Annotated in this window: 12 protein-coding genes; 7 read left to right on the forward strand and 5 right to left on the reverse strand. The window is 71.8% G+C overall.

Annotation, left to right across the window (positions count from 1 at the left end; genetic code table 11):
• Nucleotides 1-2: 2 nt before the first annotated feature.
• Nucleotides 3-1,643 (reverse strand): AMP-binding protein, encoded by a 1,641-nt coding sequence (locus tag AB0E78_RS36935; protein WP_361842529.1) that lies wholly within the window; start codon nucleotides 1,641-1,643, stop codon nucleotides 3-5.
• 103 nt (nucleotides 1,644-1,746) lie between these two features.
• On the opposite strand from AB0E78_RS36935, the gene AB0E78_RS36940 reads away from it, so the two are divergent.
• The 3 genes from AB0E78_RS36940 to AB0E78_RS36950 are packed head-to-tail and all read left to right on the forward strand — an operon-like array spanning nucleotide 1,747 to nucleotide 4,260.
• On the forward strand, nucleotides 1,747-2,976 hold the full coding sequence (locus AB0E78_RS36940) for an acyl-CoA dehydrogenase family protein (protein ID WP_361842531.1): 1,230 nt from the start codon (nucleotides 1,747-1,749) through the stop codon (nucleotides 2,974-2,976).
• Nucleotides 2,973-3,371 (forward strand): RidA family protein, encoded by a 399-nt coding sequence (locus tag AB0E78_RS36945; protein ID WP_361842534.1) that lies wholly within the window; start codon nucleotides 2,973-2,975, stop codon nucleotides 3,369-3,371. Before AB0E78_RS36940 ends, AB0E78_RS36945 begins: the two co-directional genes overlap by 4 nt.
• A 52-nt stretch (nucleotides 3,372-3,423) precedes the next feature.
• Nucleotides 3,424-4,260 carry an alpha/beta hydrolase gene (locus tag AB0E78_RS36950; RefSeq protein ID WP_361842535.1) on the forward strand — a complete coding sequence of 279 codons (837 nt, stop codon included), beginning with the start codon at nucleotides 3,424-3,426 and terminating at the stop codon, nucleotides 4,258-4,260.
• A gap of 37 nt (nucleotides 4,261-4,297) precedes the next feature.
• Here AB0E78_RS36950 and AB0E78_RS36955 read toward each other — a convergent pair whose 3' ends face one another.
• From AB0E78_RS36955 to AB0E78_RS36965, 3 genes are all read right to left on the reverse strand, one after another.
• Entirely contained in the window at nucleotides 4,298-5,659 is a 1,362-nt protein-coding gene (locus AB0E78_RS36955) for a VCBS repeat-containing protein (protein ID WP_361842538.1), read from the reverse strand.
• 98 nt (nucleotides 5,660-5,757) lie between these two features.
• Entirely contained in the window at nucleotides 5,758-7,287 is a 1,530-nt protein-coding gene (locus tag AB0E78_RS36960; protein WP_361842539.1) for a UDP-N-acetylglucosamine 1-carboxyvinyltransferase, read from the reverse strand.
• Between the two features lie 121 nt (nucleotides 7,288-7,408).
• On the reverse strand, nucleotides 7,409-9,337 hold the full coding sequence (locus AB0E78_RS36965) for an amidohydrolase (RefSeq protein ID WP_361842541.1): 1,929 nt from the start codon (nucleotides 9,335-9,337) through the stop codon (nucleotides 7,409-7,411).
• 133 nt (nucleotides 9,338-9,470) lie between these two features.
• Here AB0E78_RS36965 and AB0E78_RS36970 point away from each other — a divergent pair, with 133 nt between their 5' ends.
• Nucleotides 9,471-10,472, forward strand: coding sequence for a LacI family DNA-binding transcriptional regulator (locus AB0E78_RS36970; RefSeq protein ID WP_361842544.1), 1,002 nt, complete (start codon nucleotides 9,471-9,473; stop codon nucleotides 10,470-10,472).
• Here AB0E78_RS36970 and AB0E78_RS36975 read toward each other — a convergent pair.
• Complete coding sequence (locus tag AB0E78_RS36975) at nucleotides 10,454-11,563, reverse strand: alkene reductase (protein ID WP_361842546.1); 1,110 nt, start codon at nucleotides 11,561-11,563, stop codon at nucleotides 10,454-10,456. The genes AB0E78_RS36970 and AB0E78_RS36975 overlap by 19 nt on opposite strands.
• An 87-nt stretch (nucleotides 11,564-11,650) precedes the next feature.
• Between AB0E78_RS36975 and AB0E78_RS36980 the strand changes: the two genes are divergently transcribed.
• The 3 genes from AB0E78_RS36980 (at nucleotide 11,651) to AB0E78_RS36990 (ending at nucleotide 18,714) form a co-directional block, all read left to right on the forward strand.
• The gene (locus AB0E78_RS36980) at nucleotides 11,651-12,550 is read left to right on the forward strand and encodes a sigma-70 family RNA polymerase sigma factor (RefSeq protein ID WP_361842548.1); all 900 of its coding nucleotides are present in this window, start codon (nucleotides 11,651-11,653) and stop codon (nucleotides 12,548-12,550) included.
• A 157-nt stretch (nucleotides 12,551-12,707) separates the two neighbouring features.
• Nucleotides 12,708-15,422 carry an aconitate hydratase AcnA gene (gene acnA / locus AB0E78_RS36985; RefSeq protein ID WP_361842550.1) on the forward strand — a complete coding sequence of 905 codons (2,715 nt, stop codon included), beginning with the start codon at nucleotides 12,708-12,710 and terminating at the stop codon, nucleotides 15,420-15,422.
• Nucleotides 15,423-15,534: 112 nt separating this feature from the next.
• The gene (locus AB0E78_RS36990; RefSeq protein ID WP_361842552.1) at nucleotides 15,535-18,714 is read left to right on the forward strand and encodes an NACHT domain-containing protein; all 3,180 of its coding nucleotides are present in this window, start codon (nucleotides 15,535-15,537) and stop codon (nucleotides 18,712-18,714) included.
• Nucleotides 18,715-18,832 lie beyond the last annotated feature (118 nt).

Consider the following 18,832-nt stretch of genomic DNA (forward strand, 5'->3'; position numbering starts at 1 on the left):
GATCACTCTACGGGCCCGGGCTCGCGCAGCCGGAACCGTTGCAGCTTGCCTGTCGCGGTGCGCGGCAGGGCGTCCAGATAGACGATCTCGCGCGGACACTTGTACGGCACCAGCTCGCCCTTCACGAACTCGCGCAGCCGGTCCGGGTCCCGCTCCGTGCCCGCGCGCTGGACGACGTACGCGACGACGCTCTGCCCGCGCAGCTCGTCCGGGCGCCCCACGACGGCGGTCTCCAGGACGTCCGGGTGGCGCAGGAGCGCCTCCTCGACCTCAGGGCCCGCGATGTTGTACCCGGCCGAGATGATCATGTCGTCCGCGCGGGCCACGTAGGTGAAATAGCCGTCGGCGTCGCGGACATAGGTGTCGCCGGTGACGTTCCAGCCGTGGCGCACGTACTGGAGCTGCCGTTCGTCGCCCAGATACCGGCAGCCGACGGGACCGCGCACGGCGAGCAGCCCGGGCTCCCCGTCCGGCACCGGGGCGCCCGAGTCGTCGACCACGCGCGCGTGCCACCCCGGGACGGGGCGGCCCGTGGTGCCGGGACGGACCGCCTCGTCGGCGGCGGAGATGAAGATGTGCAGGAGCTCCGTCGCGCCGATTCCGTTGATGATGCGGAGCCCGGTGCGCTCGTGCCAGGCCCGCCAGGTGGCGGCGGGCAGGTTCTCGCCCGCGGAGACGCAGCGCCGCAGCGTGGAGACGTCCGGCGCGTCCGGCTTGCCCAGCTCGTCGAGCATCGTGCGGTAGGCGGTCGGCGCCGTGAACAGCACCGTCACGCCGTGCTCGGCGATCGCGGGCAGCAGCTGCCGGGGGCCCGCCTGTTCGAGCAGGACCGAGGAGGCGCCGACCCGCAGCGGGAAGATGACGAGCCCGCCGAGCCCGAAGGTGAAACCGAGCGGCGGGCTGCCCGTGAACACGTCGTCGGGCCCCGGTTTCAGGACGTGGCGCGCGAAGGTGTCGGCGATGGCGAGCACGTCACGGTGGAAGTGCATGCAGCCCTTGGGGCGGCCCGTGGTGCCGGACGTGAAGGCGATGAGGGCGACGTCGTCGGATGCGGTGTCGACGGGTTCGTAGACGTCCGGCTGCCGGGCGGCGCGTGCCAGCAGGTCGTCGTCCGCGTCCCCGCCGAAGGGGGTGACACCGAGCCCGGGGATCCCGGCCTTGATCAGGTCGTCCACGGCGCGGGCGTCGCACAGCGCGTGGCCGACCTCGGCGATCTCGCAGATCGTGGCCAGCTCGTGCGGGCGCTGCTGGGCCAGGACGGTGACCGCGACCGCGCCCGCCTTCATCACCGCGAGCCAGCAGGCCGCGAGCCAGGGGGTGGTGGGGCCGCGCAGCAGGACGCGCTCACCAGGCCGCACGCCGAGCTCGGCGGTCAGGACGTGGGCGGTCCGGTCGACGTGCCGCTGCAGCTCGCCGTACGTCCATGCGTCGCCGGAGCCCGTACGGAAGGCGGGCCGGTCGCCGCCGAGCCGGTCCACCGTCCGGTCCAGGAGCTCGGCACCGCAGTTGAGGCGATCGGCGTAGTGCAGTTCGGGCCGGTCGCGGACGAACGCGGGCCACTGCTCCGGCGGCGGGAGATGATCCCGGGCGAAGGTGTCCACGTGGGCCGATGGGTGGAGTCGCAGTGCACTCTTGGCGTCCACAGCGGGTCGCCCCCTTGCCGTTCGGGCTTGTGGTGAGCTCGCGGAACGAGCGTATCGTGATGGTGACGACAGTCAACGGTGCGCGATAAAGGAGGGGCCCGGGATGACGGCATTCTCGCTCAATCCGGAACAAATCGCCTGGTGTGCGGAGCTGCGCACCCTCGCCGACGAGCGATTGCGTCCGCTGGCCGAGAAGGGCGAGCCGGGCCGCGTGAACCGCCCGCTGGTGGAGGCGCTGGGGGAACTCGGCCTCCTGGACCGCCTGTTCGCGGGGGAGGGGGCGGCCGGCTCCACCGCCTCACGGGCGACCTCGCACGCCACGTCGGGCGCCCTGGGGCTCTGCCTCCTGCGCGAGTCCCTCGCCCACGCCTGCACGGAGGCCGAGACCGCCCTCGCCCTGCAGGGGCTGGGGGCGCACCCCATCGCCGCGTACGGCTCCGCGCGGCAACGTGAACAGTGGCTCGCCCCCGCCCGCGCTGGCCGTGCCATCGCCGCCTTCGCGCTCTCCGAACCCGGGGCGGGCTCGGACGCCGCCGCCCTGGCCCTGGCCGCCGCACCGGACGGCCCCTCCTCCTGGCGGCTCACCGGCGAGAAGTGCTGGATCTCGAACGCCCCCGAAGCCGACTTCTACACCGTCTTCGCCCGTACGACCCCCGGCGCGGGCGCCCGCGGAGTCACCGCCTTCCTCGTGCCCGCCGACCGCGCGGGCCTCACCGGCACGCCCCTGGACATGCTCTCCCCGCACCCCATCGGAGCCCTCGCCTTCGACGGCGTGACCGTCACCGCCGACGACGTCCTGGGCGAGCCCGACCGCGGCTTCCGCGTCGCCATGACCACCCTCAACCGTTTCCGCCCCAGTGTCGGCGCCTTCGCGGTCGGCATGGCCGCCGCGGCCCTGGACGCGACGCTCGCGCACACCGCCGAACGGGACGCGTTCGGGGGCAAGTTGAAGGACCTCCAGGCGGTGGCGCACCAGGTCGCGGAGATGGCCACCCGGACCGAAGCGGCCCGCCTCATGGTGCACGCGGCAGCGGCTGCCTACGACCGCGGCGAGCCGGACATCGCCCAACGGGCCGCGATGGCCAAGCTGATGGCCACGGAAACGGCGCAGTACGTCGTCGACGCCGCGGTCCAGCTGCACGGCGCGCGCGCCCTGCAGCGGGGGCACCTCCTGGAGCACCTCTACCGCGAGGTGCGGGCACCTCGCATCTACGAAGGGGCGAGCGAGGTCCAACGGACCATCATCGCCAAGGAGTTGTACGCCGCTCAGGCCGCCACCGAGTCCGCCGCCCCGTCCGTCCCGTCCGTCAGCCACGAGGAGCCCTCCGCATGAGCCTCGAACGCGTCAACCCCGACGAACTCTCCCCGCCCACCGGCTTCTCGCACGCCGTCACCGCGACCGGCGGCCGTCTCGTCTTCCTCGCGGGCCAGACCGCGCTCGACGCCGACGGCAAGGTCACCGGCACGACCCTGCCCGAGCAGTTCGAGCGGGCGCTGGCCAATCTCCTCACCGCCCTGCGCCACGCGGGCGGCACCCCCGCCGACCTCGCCCGCGTCACCGTCTACGCCACGGACGTCGCGGACTACCGGACCCAGGCACCCCAACTGGGCCGTATCTGGAAGCGGTTGGCGGGCCGGGACTACCCCGCCATGGCGGTGATCGGTGCGGTCCGTCTCTGGGACGAGGAGTGCCTGGTGGAGCTGGACGGGGTGGCGGTCATCGACTGATCCGCATAGCGTCGGGCCGACGATCACGCGAGGTTACGGGGGCGGGGCGGCCATGGCACGGATCGAGCTCACTGCGGGACCGGTCGAGTACGAGGACACCGGCGGGACGGGCACACCGCTCGTCCTCCTGCACGGCCTCGTCCAGGACGGCAGCGTATGGCGGTATGTCGTCGACGAGCTGCGCCACGAGTTCCGCTGCCTGGTGCCGACCCTCCCGTACGGCAGTCACCGCGTGCCGCTGAGGCCCGGCGCCGAGCTGACCCCGATGGGCATGGCACGGCTGATCGGCGAGTTCGCCGACGCGCTGGAACTCGGCGACGACGCGGTCTTCGTCGAGAACGACGCCGGGCGGCTCCAGCAGCTGGCGGCCGAGCGCCCCGACCGCGTCGGCCGGATGGTCATCGCGGGCTGCGAGGCCTTCGACAACTACCCGCCGCGCGCCGGCGGCAAGATGATGGACGCCGCCGCGCGCGTCCCCGGCGGCATCGCGCTCCTGATCCGCATCCTGTCCGTGCGCGCCCTGCGCCGCGTCCCCGGCACGGGATACGCGGTCATGGCGCACCGCCAGGTCCCGCACGACCTGACGGACCGCTGGCTGGCCCCCCTGCGCACCGACCCCGTGGCCCGCCAGATCCTGGTCCACTACCTGCGCTCCGCACGCAGGACGGAAATGCTCGAAGCGGCCGACTCCCTGCGCACGTACGACAGGCCCGCCCTGGTCGTCTGGGGCAGGCAGGACAAGATGATGCCCCCGGAACACGCCCGCAGATTCGCCGCGCTGCTCCCCAAGAGCCGCCTGGTGGAACTGGACGACTGCCGCACCCTGATCCCACTGGACCGCCCCGACGGCCTTGCGGCGGCGATCCGGGAGTTCGTGGCGAGCACCTGAGCGCCGGGACTACGGGACGCCGGGGCGCGGGGGTGCCTCAGTCGCGTCCCGCGAACGACGTCGTGGTGAACGCGGTCTTGTCCCGCGACGACGTGCCGTCCGTGATCCACCAGTGCGTCGGCTGCTCGCCGTACAGAGCGAAGAGCACATCTATCGCCCAGTGCAGGATCAGCTCCTCCTTGCCGTCACCGTCGAAATCGGCGGCGGCGTACGGGCGGGCATGGCGCCACCGCGGCTGGGTCTTCGTGTCCTTCACCCGGGCGGGCCCCTCCCGGAGCACCTCGGTGCGGTCCTTCTCGCCGTCGATCAGCAGCGCGCCGGTGTCCGTGGCGATGAGGAGGCTGTCCTTGCCGTCGCCGTCGGGGTCGGCGGACGTGTAACCGCCGGGCCCGAACTCGGAGTTGCGGCTCTGCGGGATCTTGTACGTGAGCGGGTCGCCGCCCTTGCCGGGGTAGACCGCGAGCGAGGCGATCACCTCCGGGCTCTCGTCCGTGTCCGGCTCGTCGTTGCGGCCCCCGTCGTCGCCGATGGCCAGGTCGGTGGCCCCGTCACCGTCGTAGTCGCCGAACGCCGCCCCATTGCCTTCGCGCAAGGTGATGGGCGTGCGGGAGAGGCCGCTCCCCGTGCGCGCCCAGTAGAGGACCCCACCGCTCTGCTCGCCGTCGTCGCCCTCATGGATGAGCAGCGCGGTCGCGTGCGCCTTGCCCGACGGATCGATGTCGTCCGCGGCGAGCCAGTTTCCCCGGCCGGGCCGGGTATCGGTGCGGGCCGGGACACCGGAACGGGTGACGGGGCCGTACACCAGGGTCACCGACCCGTCCTGCCGGACCGCCGCGATGTCGTGGTGCCCGTCCCCGTCGAAGTCGCCCCGCACCGGCCCGTGCAGGCCGGAGCCCGACCCGCCGTCCGGTGCCTGGATCCGGGTCGCACCCACGCCCGGCTTCGGCCCGCTCGGGCCGCCCCAGTCCACGGTCAGCCGCTCCGGCCGCCGGGGCTCGTCGGTGGCGACGAAGTCGGGGTAGCCGTCGCCGTCCAGGTCGGCGGTGGTGACGGTGCCCGAGCGGTAGTCGTACACGGCGTGTGTCGACGGGTCGAGCCCCTCGGCGGAGCCGAAGACGACGGCGGTCCGCCCGACTTCCTTCTTGCTGTCGCGAGAAGCCAGGGGAAGAAGCAGATCGCGGTGCCCGTCCCCGTTGATGTCGTCCGGGTCCTTGGAGCCCTTGCCGTCGGAGGGCACGGGACGCGAAGCGGTCGGCGTCGACACGGGGTTGCCGCCGTCCTTGGACGGCGACGGTTTGCCGTGGTTGCCCTGCTCGCCGCACCCCGCCGCGAGCAGGGCCAGCGAGGCACAGAACACGACGAGGGCGCGTGTGCCGGGAACAAGGGTGCGATCTGCCATGCACCCACCCCAGCACCGCGCCCTCGTACATCTCCAGGGACGGCTGCCGATCGTTGCCCAGTCGTAGCGGGAAGATCCGGTTCCGGTGCCGTTCGCTCTTAGATGTCCCGGAACGTCTCGATCTGCGCGCCCACGGAGTTGAGCCGCTCGGCCAGTTCCTCGTAGCCACGGTTGATCACGTACACGTTGCGCAGCACCGACGTGCCCTCGGCGGCCATCATCGCGAGCAGCACGACCACGGCGGGCCGCAGCGCGGGCGGGCACATCATCTCGGCGGCACGCCAGCGGGTCGGGCCCTCCACCAGGACCCGATGCGGGTCGAGGAGCTGGAGGCGCCCGCCGAGGCGGTTCAGGTCGGTCAGATAGATCGCGCGGTTGTCGTAGACCCAGTCGTGGATGAGGGTCTTGCCCTGCGCCGCCGCCGCGATGGCCGCGAAGAAGGGGACGTTGTCGATGTTCAGGCCGGGGAACGGCATCGGGTGGATCTTGTCGATCGGCGCCTCCAGCTTGGAGGGCCTGACGGTGAGGTCGATCAGACGCGTACGGCCGTTGTCGGCGAAGTACTCCGCCGTGCGGTCGTGGTCGAGCCCCATCTCCTCCAGGACCGCGAGTTCGATCTCCAGGAACTCGATCGGGACGCGGTTCACGGTCAGTTCGGACTCCGTGACGACCGCCGCGGCGAGCAGGCTCATCGCCTCGACCGGGTCCTCGGAGGGCGAGTAGTCGACGTCGACGTCGATGTCCGGGACGCCGTGCACCGTGAGGGTCGTCGTGCCGATGCCCTCGACCTTCACGCCGAGCGCCTCCAGGAAGAAGCACAGGTCCTGGACCATGTAGTTCGACGAGGCGTTGCGGATGACGGTCGTGCAGTCGCTGCGCGCCGCGGCGAGCAGGGCGTTCTCGGTCACGGTGTCGCCGCGCTCGGTCAGCACGATCGGGCGGTCCGGGACGACGTCACGCGCGACCTCCGCGTGGTAGAGCCCCTCGGTCGCCGCGATGTCGAGGCCGAAGCGGCGCAGCGCGATCATGTGCGGCTCGATCGTGCGGGTGCCGAGGTCGCAACCGCCCGCGTACGGCAGCTTGAAGCGGTCCATGCGGTGAAGGAGCGGACCCAGGAACATGATGATCGAGCGGGTCCGGATCGCGGCCTCCGCGTCGATCGCCTCCATGTCGAGCTTGGCCGGCGGCACGATCTCCAGGTCGACCCCGTCGTTGATCCACCGGGTGCGGACGCCGATCGAGCCGAGCACCTCCAGGAGGCGGTAGACCTCCTCGATGCGCGCCACGCGGCGCAGCACCGTGCGCCCCTTGTTGAGGAGGGAGGCACAGAGCAGCGCCACGCAGGCGTTCTTGCTCGTCTTGACGTCGATGGAGCCGGAGAGCCGTCGGTTGCCGACGACGCGCAGATGCATGGGCCCCGCGTACCCGAGCGAGACGATTTCACTGTCGAGAGCCTCGCCAATACGGGCGATCATCTCAAGGCTGATGTTCTGGTTGCCCCGCTCGATGCGGTTCACGGCGCTCTGACTTGTGCTGAGCGCCTCGGCAAGCTGCGACTGTGTCCAGCCCCTGTGCTGACGGGCGTCGCGGATGAGCTTGCCGATACGTACGAGGTAATCGTCTGCCATGTTTCGCAGGTTATCTCAGATATGAGATGACGCATGCGCTGGGGTAGGCCATCCGGGAAACGACCGATTCAGTACGGAAGTTCCCGTACGTCGTTTCCGTACGCCACCTGCCCCTGCCGGGTCAGCCGCATCCGCACGAGGCGTGCCGCCCCGCGTGCACCGCGGCCTGCGCCGTGGGCCGGGGCCCGGCCGCCGCGCGCGTCACCCGGGCGGCGGCAGCGCGCCCGGCCGACGACTCGGCGTCATGCACCACTGTGCCTCCGGTCAACGTCAGACGCACTTCGGAGGAGCTGATATCGGCCACCGGACACCGCGTCACATCGCGGTCGAGCAGCACCAGATCGGCCGACTTTCCCGTTTCGACGGAGCCCGTCAGATGGTCCATCCGGAGCTGACGCGCCGTGCCGAGGGTGTGCATGAGCAGGGCGGACGAGCGGCTCAGTCCCTCCTCCTCGCGATACAGATCGCCCTCGCCCTCGTTCCCGAACCGGTCGACGGCGGTGCGCACCTGGTTCCACACCTGGAGCGGATCGACCGGCCAGTCCGAGCCACCGGAGAGCCGCGCCCCGTGCCGCTCCAGGCTGCGCGCCGGGTACTGCCATCGGTGCCGCCCGGCACCGATGTAGGGCAGCAGCGCGTCCATCGTCCAGGTGTTGCGGGTGGCCCACTGGAGCTGCATGCAGGGGATGACGCCGAGCCGGGCGAAGCGGGGCAGGTCGGCGGGGTCGACGAGTTGGAGATGGGCGGTGGTGTTGCGCAGGCCGCGCGCTCCGGTCGTGCGCAGGGCGTACGCGTACCCGTCGAGTGAGGTGCGGACGGCACGGTCGCCGATGGCGTGCGCGTGCATCTGCCAGCCGTCCTCGTTGAAGGCCGCGGTGAGCCGGCCGTAGTCCGCCGCCGACACATAGAGGTCGCCGCGGTGGTCGGTGGGCCTGCCGTCCTTGTCGAGGTAGGGCTTCAGGAGCGCCGCGGTCTGCGCCGGGTACTCGATGACCCCGTCGAGGAACACCTTGACGGTGCCGAACCGCAGTCCGGGTACGTCCTTGAACTCCGCGCGCAGTCCCCGCGCGTACGCGAGCGCGGCGGCCGGGTCCTTCGTCATGTCGGTGTCGATGCGCAGGGCGGGCACGATGCGCTGCGGCAGCTTCCCGCTCTCGGCGAGCGCCTTGTAGAGGCCCAACTCGCCCTTGCCGACGACGGCTTCCATGAACGTGGTGATGCCCGACGCGGCGGCCTCGGCGAAGACCTTCGCGGCGGCGGCCACGAGCTGCTCCTGGTCGGGCTCGGGGATGTGCCGGGTGACGAGCGGCTGGGCGTCGTCCTTGAGCACACCGGTGGGCTTGCCGTCCTGGCCCTTGACGATCTTGCCGCCGACCGGGTCAGGGGTGGACGCGGTGATGCCCGCGATGTCGAGGGCGCGCTTGCTGACCCAGGTGTTGTGCCCGTCGCCGCCGCGCAGCGCGATGGGCCGCCGGGTCGGCAGCGCGTCCAGCATGGAGTGGTGTGGGGCGGTGCCGTGCGGCAGCAGCCCCACGGGGTTCCAGTCCTCCACCACCAGCCATCCGTCGGGCTCCTGGTCGGCGGAGTCCTTCAGGAACGCGGTCAGCGTCTTCTGCAGGTCGGCGACGGTCTGCTCGGCTCCGGCGAGCGAGGGGCGCAGCGAGCGGCTCGCGGCGTCCATGGGGTGGGCGTGCCCGTCGTGGATGCCGCTCATGAGGGTCCCGCCGCGGCCGTCCACCACCTCGGTGTCCCGCCCGATGAACCGCTTGAGCGAGGAGTCGCTCCCGACGGCAAGGATCTTCCCGTCCCGCCCGACGGCGACGGCCCGCGCCCGCTCGTGCTCCCGAGTGCCGCTGAAGACACGGGTGTTGTGCACCACGAGGACGGCGGACCGGCGCCGCGGGGCGGGCCCGGCGGCCTCGGCGGCCTCGGCGGGAGCACCCACCGCGGCGAGCAGTCCGGCGGCCCCGGCGGAGGCGATGAGGCCGCGCCGGGAGAGGGAGGAGGTATACGGAGACGAGGGGGAGGACGGAGTGGACGGAGAGGGCATGGGCGCTCCTGAGTCGGGAGGGGTCCGCCGCGAAGCGGTGGCACAGAGACTCACCGAGTAACCCGTTAACCAGAAGCGGCCGTCCGCGACGGATTCCGTGGGGACATGGCCCCCGGGGCAGGGAATCCGTAGGATGACCGTCGTGCCAGGGCCCACCCTCACCGACATAGCCCGCGCGGCGGAGGTGTCGACAGCGACGGTCTCGCACGCCCTGAACGGCACCGGCCGCCTGGGCGCCGCCACCCGCCGCAGGGTGCGGGAGACCGCCACCGCCCTCGGGTACGGCACGCCGGGGCCACCGCGCAGCCGAACGCTCGGCATCGCCGTCACCACGTTCGCCACGGCCTGGAACTACACGGAGATCGCGTACTTCTCACGCGCCGTCACGGCGGCCACCTCCGCGGCCCACGCGCGCGGCTACGCCCTCACCACGCTGCCCGCCGACCGCGCCGCGGACGACACCTGGCACAGCCTCGCCGTCGACGGCATGCTGATCATGGACAGCCCGCGCGGTGACCCCATGGTCCACGCGCTGCGCGCCCGCGGCATTCCGCTCGTCTTCGACGGCGTCCCCGGCGACCCTCGCCCCGGCGACCACTGGGTCGACAACGACCACGAGGCGACCACCCGCGAGGTCCTCGACCACCTCGCCGCCTCCGGCGCCCGCCGCATCGCCCTGCAGTCGGGCCACGGCGACGAGCACTACGCACGCGCGGTGACGGCCGCGTACACCCGGTGGTGCGCGGAGCGCGGCGCCGAGCCGCTGGTGGTGCCCTTCGACGTGGCGGACGATCAGGGCCGGGCGTTCGACGCGCTGCTGCGGGGCCCGGATCGCGCCGACGCCGTCCACGCGGTGTACGACCCGGGCGGCCGCCAGCTCCTGGCCGCCGCGGCCCGTCTCGGGCTGCGGGTCCCGGACGAGCTGCGTGTGGTGTGCGCGAGCGAGGACCCCGGGTACGCGACGACACGGCCGCCCGTGACCACGGTGACCCTCGACCCGGAGCGCACGGCACGCGCCGCCGTCGGCCTCCTCGTCGACCTGATCGAGGGCGCCGTGACGCCGCCGGGCCCGGTCGTCGTACCGGCGAGCCTCCTGGTGCGTGACTCGTCGCGCGCTCAGCCCGCGGCCGGATAGTCGACGTACCCCCGCGCGCCGCCCTGGTAGTACGTGGCGGGGTCACCGGTCGCCAGCTCCCGGCCCAGGGCGAACCGGCCGACCAGGTCGGGGTTGGCGACGAAGTGGGTGGCGAAGGACACGGCGTCGGCGCATCCGGCGTCGACGAGGGCGTTCGCGGAGTCCTGGCCGAAGCCGTTGTTCGCGATCAGCGGCCCGTCGAACCGCTTCCGGTAGCGGGCGAACGCCTCGAAGGCAGGAGCCCCGCCGGGCGCCGCGACGTCGGGGCCGCGCAGGTGGAGATAGGCCAGGGGGCGGTCATTCAGCGCCGTCACCAGCTCGTCGTGGCCGGCGAGCATCTCCTCGTCGACGACGAAGCGGTCGGTCGCGGCCATGTACGGGGAGAGGCGCACGCCCACCCGCCGCCCGTCCCACTCGGCGGCGACCGCGTCGACGACGTCGAGCAGCAGGCGCCGCCGTCCCGCGCGGTCACCGCCGTAGGCGTCGGTGCGGTGGTTGAGACGGGGGTTGAGGAACTGGGCGAAGAGGAACGCGCCGAGGGCGCCGATCTCGACCCCGTCGAACCCGGCACGCCGCGCGTTGGCCGCCGCCGCGCGGAACTCGGCGACGGTCGCCTCGATGTCGCCCGCGGTCATCGCGCGCGGCGTGTGCGTCGCCCGGAACCCGCCGGGGGTGAAGGTCCGCGCACGGGGGTCGATCGCCGAGGGCCCCGCGGGCAGTTCGCCCCCGAGGTGGTCGGGGTGCGAGGCGGCGCCGGTGTGCCAGAGCTGCTGCACGATGCGGCCGCCGAGGGCGTGGACGACTTCGGTGACGCGGCGCCATCCGGCGACCTGGGCCTCGCTGTAGATGCCGGGGACGTTGACGAACCCGATGGCCCGCTCGCTGACCCAGGTCCCTTCGGTGATGATGAGCCCGGCGCAGGCCCGCTGTCCGTAGTAGGCGGCGTGCAGTTCCGTGGGGACGAGGCCGGGATTGTCGGCGCGGGCCCGGGTGAGCGGGGCCATCACCACGCGGTTGGGCAGCCGGAGCTCGCCCAGGCCGGTGCCGCGCAGGAGCGGCTGGTCGAGGGCGGTGGGCAGGGTGGCGGTCATGGTGGTTCTCCTTCGTGGCGCTACGGTCACGGCGGCTCGGCCGCGGGGGACACGAGGGTGACGGCGTACGACGGGGAAAGGTGACCGATGGACGGGCAAGAGGTGCTCGCGGACCGCTTCGAGGCGCACCGGGGCCATCTGCGCGGTGTCGCGTACCGCATGCTCGGCTCGCTCAGCGACGCCGACGACGTCGTGCAGGAGGCCTGGCTGCGGCTCAGCCGCACCGACGCCGACGAGATCGAGAACCTCACCGGCTGGCTCCGCACGGTCGTCTCCCGCCTCTGCCTGGACCTGCTCCGGTCGGCCGCCGCACGCCACGAGCAGCCGGCCGGCGAGCACCTGCCCGACCGGATCCCGGAAACCGGCGACGGCGGGGACCCGGAGGAGGAAGTGCTGCTCGCCGACTCGGTGGGCCGGGCCCTGCTCGTGGTGCTCGGCACCCTGGGTCCCGCCGAAAGGGTCGCGTTCGTGCTGCACGACCTGTTCGCCGTGCCGTTCACGCAGATCGCCCCGATCGTGGAGCGCACACCGGCCGCCGCCAAGAAGCTCGCGAGCCGCGCGCGCCACAAGGTCCAGGCCCCGCCCGAGGTCCTCGCCGCACCCGGGCTCGCGGGGGACCGGCGTGTCGTCGAGGCCTTCCTGGGGGCGGCCCGCGACGGCGACCTCGAAGCGCTGCTCACGGTCCTCGCCCCCGACGTGGTGCGCACCGCCGACCTCTCCGCGGTGATCCGCGGCGCGCGGGCGGTGGCGGAAGAGACGGTGCTCCTTCGACGCAACGCCCGCTTCGCGGAGCCCGCGCTCGTCGACGGCACGGTGGGCGTGGTCGTGGCCCCGTACGGGCGACTGCTCCTCGCGCTGCTGGTCAGGGTCGAGGGCGAGCGGGTCGCCGCGTACGAGGTGATCGCCGATCCGGAGCGGCTGCGCGGGCTGGATCTGCGCACGCTGGCATGCGGGCAGGCGGGCGCGCCTCGTCGTACACGCGGGTGATGTACTAGAGTTATCTCGACATCGAGATATCTGCCGAGGCGCACCAGAAGCCGCCACTCGGTAAGGGTTACCTAACTAAGCCTTACCTTAGCGGATCGACGAGGAGTCGTGGCGGCAGGATGTGACGGAAACGCGCACATATATGAAGGAGACTGTCGTGTCGGCGAACAGCTTCGACGCCCGCAGCACGCTGCGCGTGGGCGACGAGTCGTACGAGATCTTCAAGCTGGACAAGGTCGAGGGCTCCGCGCGGCTGCCCTATAGCCTGAAAGTCCTTCTTGAGAACCTGCTCCGCACCGAGGACGGCGCGAACATCACCGCCGACCACATCCGTGCGATCGGCGGCTGGGACTCCCAGGCCCAGCCCTCGCAGGAGATCCAGTTCACGCCGGCCCGCGTGATCATGCAGGACTTCACCGGCGTGCCCTGCGTCGTCGACCTCGCCACCATGCGTGAGGCCGTCAAGGAGCTCGGCGGCGACGCGGACAAGGTCAACCCGCTCTCCCCGGCCGAGCTGGTCATCGACCACTCCGTCATCGCCGACAAGTTCGGCACGGCGGACGCCTTCGGCCAGAACGTCGAGCTGGAGTACGGCCGCAACAAGGAGCGCTACCAGTTCCTGCGCTGGGGCCAGACCGCCTTCGACGACTTCAAGGTCGTCCCGCCGGGCACCGGCATCGTCCACCAGGTCAACATCGAGAAGCTGGCCCGTACGGTCATGGTCCGGGGCGGCCAGGCCTACCCCGACACCCTGGTCGGCACCGACTCGCACACCACGATGGTCAACGGCCTGGGCGTCCTGGGCTGGGGCGTCGGCGGCATCGAGGCCGAGGCCGCGATGCTGGGCCAGCCGGTCTCCATGCTCATCCCGCGCGTCGTCGGCTTCAAGCTGACCGGTGAGCTGCCCGCGGGCACCACCGCCACCGACCTGGTGCTCACGATCACCGAGATGCTGCGCAAGCACGGCGTCGTCGGCAAGTTCGTCGAGTTCTACGGCGAGGGCGTCGCCGCCACCTCGCTCGCCAACCGCGCCACCATCGGCAACATGTCGCCGGAGTTCGGCTCCACCGCCGCGATCTTCCCGATCGACGACGAGACGCTGAAGTACCTGCGCCTGACCGGCCGTGACGAGCAGCAGGTCGCGCTCGTCGAGGCGTACGCCAAGGAGCAGGGCCTCTGGCTCGACCCGGCCGCCGAGCCCGACTTCTCCGAGAAGCTGGAGCTCGACCTCTCCACGGTCGTCCCCTCCATCGCAGGACCGAAGCGTCCGCAGGACCGCATCGTCCTCGCCAACGCCGCGCAGCAGTTCGCGCTCGACGTACGCAACTACGTCGATGACGACGACGAGGCGGGCAAGGAGTCCTTCCCGGCCTCCGACGCTCCGGCCAGCACGAACGGTGTCCCGTCGCGTCCGACCACCGTCACCGCCCCCGACGGTTCGACGTACGAGATCGACCACGGCGCCGTCACCGTCGCCGCGATCACCTCCTGCACCAACACCTCGAACCCGTACGTGATGGTCGCCGCCGCGCTCGTCGCGAAGAAGGCCGTGGAGAAGGGCCTGACCCGCAAGCCGTGGGTCAAGACGACCCTCGCCCCGGGCTCCAAGGTCGTCACCGACTACTTCGACAAGGCGGGGCTCACCCCCTACCTCGACAAGGTCGGCTTCAACCTCGTCGGCTACGGCTGCACCACCTGCATCGGCAACTCGGGCCCGCTGCCCGAGGAGGTCTCCAAGGCGGTCAACGAGCACGACCTGGCCGTGACGTCGGTCCTCTCCGGCAACCGGAACTTCGAGGGCCGCATCAACCCCGACGTCAAGATGAACTACCTGGCGTCCCCGCCGCTCGTCGTCGCGTACGCCCTCGCCGGTTCGATGAAGGTGGACATCACCAAGGACGCGCTCGGCGCGGACCAGGACGGCAACCCCGTCTACCTGAAGGACATCTGGCCCTCCGAGGCCGAGGTGAACGACGTCGTCGCCAACTCCATCGGCGAGGACATGTTCAACAAGTCCTACCAGGACGTCTTCGCGGGCGACGCCCAGTGGCAGGCGCTGTCGATCCCGACCGGCAACACCTTCGAGTGGGACCCGCAGTCGACCTACGTGCGCAAGCCCCCTTACTTCGAGGGCATGACGATGGAGACCACCCCGGTGGCCGACATCACGGGCGCCCGCGTCCTGGCTAAGCTGGGCGACTCGGTCACCACCGACCACATCTCCCCGGCCGGTGCGATCAAGGCCGACACCCCGGCCGGCAAGTACCTCACGGAGCACGGCGTCGAGCGCCGCGACTTCAACTCCTACGGCTCGCGCCGAGGCAACCACGAGGTCATGATCCGCGGCACGTTCGCCAACATCCGCCTGCGCAACCAGATCGCGCCGGGCACCGAGGGCGGCTTCACCCGCGACTTCACGAAGGACGACGCCCCGGTGTCGTTCATCTACGACGCCTCGCGGAACTACCAGGCGGCCGGCACCCCGCTCGCGATCCTGGCGGGCAAGGAGTACGGCTCGGGCTCGTCCCGCGACTGGGCCGCCAAGGGCACCGCGCTCCTGGGCGTGAAGGCCGTCATCGCCGAGTCGTACGAGCGCATCCACCGCTCGAACCTCATCGGCATGGGCGTCCTGCCGCTCCAGTTCCCGGAGGGCCAGACCGCCGAGACCCTCGGTCTCACCGGCGAGGAGTCCTTCTCCTTCACCGGCGTGACCGAGCTCAACGAGGGCCGCACGCCGAGCACCGTCAAGGTCACCACCGACACGGGCGTGGAGTTCGACGCGGTCGTCCGCATCGACACCCCCGGTGAGGCGGACTACTACCGCAACGGCGGCATCATGCAGTACGTGCTGCGCTCGCTGATCCGCAAGTAGGTATTGCCGTAAGGCAGTTGGGCCCGCATCCCCCTCACCGGGGGGTGCGGGCCCTACGCTTTGTGTGCCAGGGAGCACGGCGGCGACGGGGGTTTCTGTGGACGCGGGAGCAGTGGGTATCAAGGTCGCCTCCTCGGTCGTCGTGCCGCTCCTGAAGCGGCTGCTGCTGCCGCCGCCCAAGGCACCCGGAGCCGAGTACACCGAACGGCCCGTCCGGATCAAGGGACTGCTGGCCTTCGTGGGGGACCACCCCTCGCTCAGCAAGGACGACATGCACCGGCTCGCCCAGGAGCTGGTGCGCCGGGCGGTGCGGGCCGCGGGACCCCACGAGCGGCCGATCGCGGACAACGAGCACGACGCCGTCGGGCAGGCCCTGACCCGGACCCTCTTCGCCCTCGGCGAGCTCGACATGGACGACGTACAGATCTTCGTGCTCGGGCCCGAGGAACTGGCCAAGGAGCTCTCCCGGAAGGCCGGGCCCGACACGCGCAGGCTCCTCACCCGCGACGCGGCGCTCTTCCATGACGTACTCCTGCGCACGGCGTGCGTGCACCTCGTGCGCTTCTTCACCCAGCGGCCCGGATTCGCGGCCCGCGCCCAGCTGGAGGAGTTCCACGAACTGCGGCGCCAGCGCGAGCAGTTGGAGGTCATCCTGCGCCGCGTGTCGGGCGACGACTGGACGGCGGCGGACGCCCGCTTCGAGGAGAAGTACGCGGGCTACGTCGTCAAGCGCCACGGCAGTCTGACCCTCTACGGAGTCGACCTGCGCGACCGCCGCGGCAAGGAATGGCCCCTGGAGAGCGCCTACCTGAGCCTGCGGGCGGTCGCCACGGCCGCCGTGGACGAGGAACCCGAGGCGGCCCGCGAGGGAAGGGCGGCGGAGCTGGAGGAGAGCGTCGAAACCGTCCTCGTCGGGCGACGGCGCGTCCTGCTCCAGGGGCTCGCCGGTACGGGCAAGACGACACTCGTCCAGTGGCTGGCCCTGACCACCGCCCAGCAGGACACCGTGCCGGGGCATCTGCCGCAGCTCCTGGGGCGCGTCCCGTTCGTCCTGCCGCTGCGCACCCTGGTCCGCGAAGGCACGGAACTTCCGCTGCCCGACGACTTCCTGCGCCGGATGGGCTGCCCGCTGGCCGGCACCGAACCCGCGGGATGGACGGCGCGCCTGCTCCAGAACGGCCGCGGGGTCCTGCTCATCGACGGCCTCGACGAAATCCCGCACGCCGACCGCAGCCGCACCCGGGACTGGCTGCGCCAGCTCCTCGCCGCCTTCTCCGGCAACCTGTGGCTCGCCACCACCCGCCCCTCGGCGCTCGACCCCGGCTGGCTGGAGCGCGAGGGCTTCCACGAGTTCACCCTGAACGCGCTGCGCCCCGACGACCTGCGGCGCTTCATCCAGCGGTGGCACACGGCCGCCGCGGCGGAAGAGGGCGAGGACGACGCGCTCATCCAGTCCCTGCGCGCCCGGCCGGAGTTGAGCAGGCTCGCCACCAACCCGCTGATGTGCACCCTGATCTGCGCGCTGCACCGGGAGCGCAGCGGCTATCTGCCCGCGGGCCGCGCCGCCCTCTACAAGGCGGCCCTGTCCATGCTGCTCGAACGGCGCGACGTGGAGCGCGGACTGCGCGGTCTCAAGCTTAGCGAGGAGGCCGCCGCCGAACCCCTCAAGCGCCTCGCGTACTGGCTGATCCGCAACGAACGCACCCAGATCGAGCGCCCGGACGCGGTGGAGCTGGTCCGCAGGCTCCAGCCCCAGGTGCCGAGCCTGCAGGAGATGGGCGAACCCGAGGACGCACTGCAGTACCTCATCGAGCGCACCGGAGTGCTCCGCGAACCCGCTTCGGGGGCCGTCGACTTCATTCACCGCACCTTTCAGGATTATCTCGGGGCCAAGGCGGTGCTCGAAGAGCGGGACTTCGGCATTCTGGTGAAGAACGCCCATGCCGACCAGTGGGAGGACGTGGTGCAGATGGCTGTCGCGCAGAGCGATCACAACGGACGCGCCGATCTGCTCATGCGGCTCAGCGACCGAGGCAACCGCGAGAAGGACGCCACGGTCCAGGCCAGGCTCCGGCTGCTCGCCCTCGCGTCACTGGAGCAGGCCACCCGCCTCGACCCCACCGTGCGGCAGACCATCGAGACCGAGGCGGCGCGCATGGTCCCGCCGCGCAGCCTGCGCCAGGCCAGGGTCCTCGCGCGCACCGGGCCGCTGCTGCTCGGCCTGCTGGACAAGGCGCGCGACCTGGAAGGCGACGAGGAACTGGCGACCGTCCACGCGATCTGCCAGATCGGCGGTGACGCCGCCATCCCGCGCCTGCGGAAGTTCCTCGGCACCCGCCAGCCCGCCGTACGCGCCCAACTCCTGGGCCACTGGGACCGGTTCGAGACCGGGGTGTACGCCGACGAGATCATCCGGCCGCTCCTCACCGAGGACCCCTCGCAGCCCGTCACCGTGCGCTCGCGCGCCGAGCTCGACGCGCTCGCGACGCTGCCCGGCTGCGAACGCGTCGGCATCCACGGCGACTTCGCCCCCGAGGCCGTACGCGCGGCACTGGACCCCCGGCGCCTGCGCGAGCTGCGGCTGCGCGGCGCGCTCCAGCTCGACGACCTCGGTCTGCTCGATGACTTCCCGGCACTGGAGAGCCTCACCCTGCGGGGCTGCCGCAACGTCAGGGAGCCCGCGCCGCTCACCCGGCTGCCCCGACTGCACACCCTCGTACTGGAGGACCTCCCGCAGTTCGAGCCGCTGGCGAAGCTGGCGGAGTGCCCGAACCTCACCGCCCTGCACCTGGGCCTGCAGGTGCCCTGGCGCGGGCTCGCCGACCTGTCCCGCCTCGGGGACCTGCGCGTCCTCGCGCTGCCGATGGGCACCGTCGAACTGACGGAGATCAGGCACTTCCAGGCGCTGGAGGAACTGCGCCTGCACGAAGCGGGCGACCGGCTGCTGCCGGACGGGTGGGGTGCCCTGCTCGCCCGGCTGCCCGAGCTGCGCACGCTGACCCTCTCCCCGGAGCAGCTGAGCACGCTGCTCTTCGACCCCAGGGCGCAGGTCTCCCAGGTCACCCATCTCTATGTGTACGCCAAGCCGGGCGCCTCCGTGTCGTTGCGGCGCATCGCCCGGCGGCTGCCGGGGCTCGTGGAGATCCACCTCACCCAGGGCACCGACATCGATCTCTCGCACCTGGCGGGCCTGTCCGGGCTGCGACGGGTCAGGCTCGCCTATCCGGGAGCGGTCCGTGCGGCGGTGGACCTCCCAGACCGGGTCGATCTGGAGATTTACCCGCATCCCTGAAGCGAAGGGGGGTAAGTTCCACTGTTCCGAGGGGAGTTGGAGCAGCAGTCAGCGGCTGGTGTCCGGGGGAGCGCTGCGCCTCGCCCCGGTGGTGGCCGAAGGCTCCCAGGGGGAAGCA

Origin of the sequence: Streptomyces sp. NPDC032198 (assembly GCF_040636975.1) — a bacterium.
Lineage (GTDB): Bacteria > Actinomycetota > Actinomycetes > Streptomycetales > Streptomycetaceae > Streptomyces.

Excerpts from the sequence above, each read along its gene's own strand:
- AB0E78_RS36965 (WP_361842541.1), bottom strand. The coding sequence starts at position 9,337 with ATGCCCTCTCCGTCCACTCCGTCCTCCCCCTCGTCTCCGTATACCTCC.
- AB0E78_RS36950 (WP_361842535.1), top strand. The coding sequence starts at position 3,424 with ATGGCACGGATCGAGCTCACTGCGGGACCGGTCGAGTACGAGGACACC.
- AB0E78_RS36945 (WP_361842534.1), top strand. The coding sequence starts at position 2,973 with ATGAGCCTCGAACGCGTCAACCCCGACGAACTCTCCCCGCCCACCGGC.
- AB0E78_RS36975 (WP_361842546.1), bottom strand. The coding sequence starts at position 11,563 with ATGACCGCCACCCTGCCCACCGCCCTCGACCAGCCGCTCCTGCGCGGC.
- AB0E78_RS36970 (WP_361842544.1), top strand. The coding sequence starts at position 9,471 with ATGACCGTCGTGCCAGGGCCCACCCTCACCGACATAGCCCGCGCGGCG.
- AB0E78_RS36960 (WP_361842539.1), bottom strand. The coding sequence starts at position 7,287 with ATGGCAGACGATTACCTCGTACGTATCGGCAAGCTCATCCGCGACGCC.
- AB0E78_RS36980 (WP_361842548.1), top strand. The coding sequence starts at position 11,651 with ATGGACGGGCAAGAGGTGCTCGCGGACCGCTTCGAGGCGCACCGGGGC.
- AB0E78_RS36940 (WP_361842531.1), top strand. The coding sequence starts at position 1,747 with ATGACGGCATTCTCGCTCAATCCGGAACAAATCGCCTGGTGTGCGGAG.
- AB0E78_RS36955 (WP_361842538.1), bottom strand. The coding sequence starts at position 5,659 with ATGGCAGATCGCACCCTTGTTCCCGGCACACGCGCCCTCGTCGTGTTC.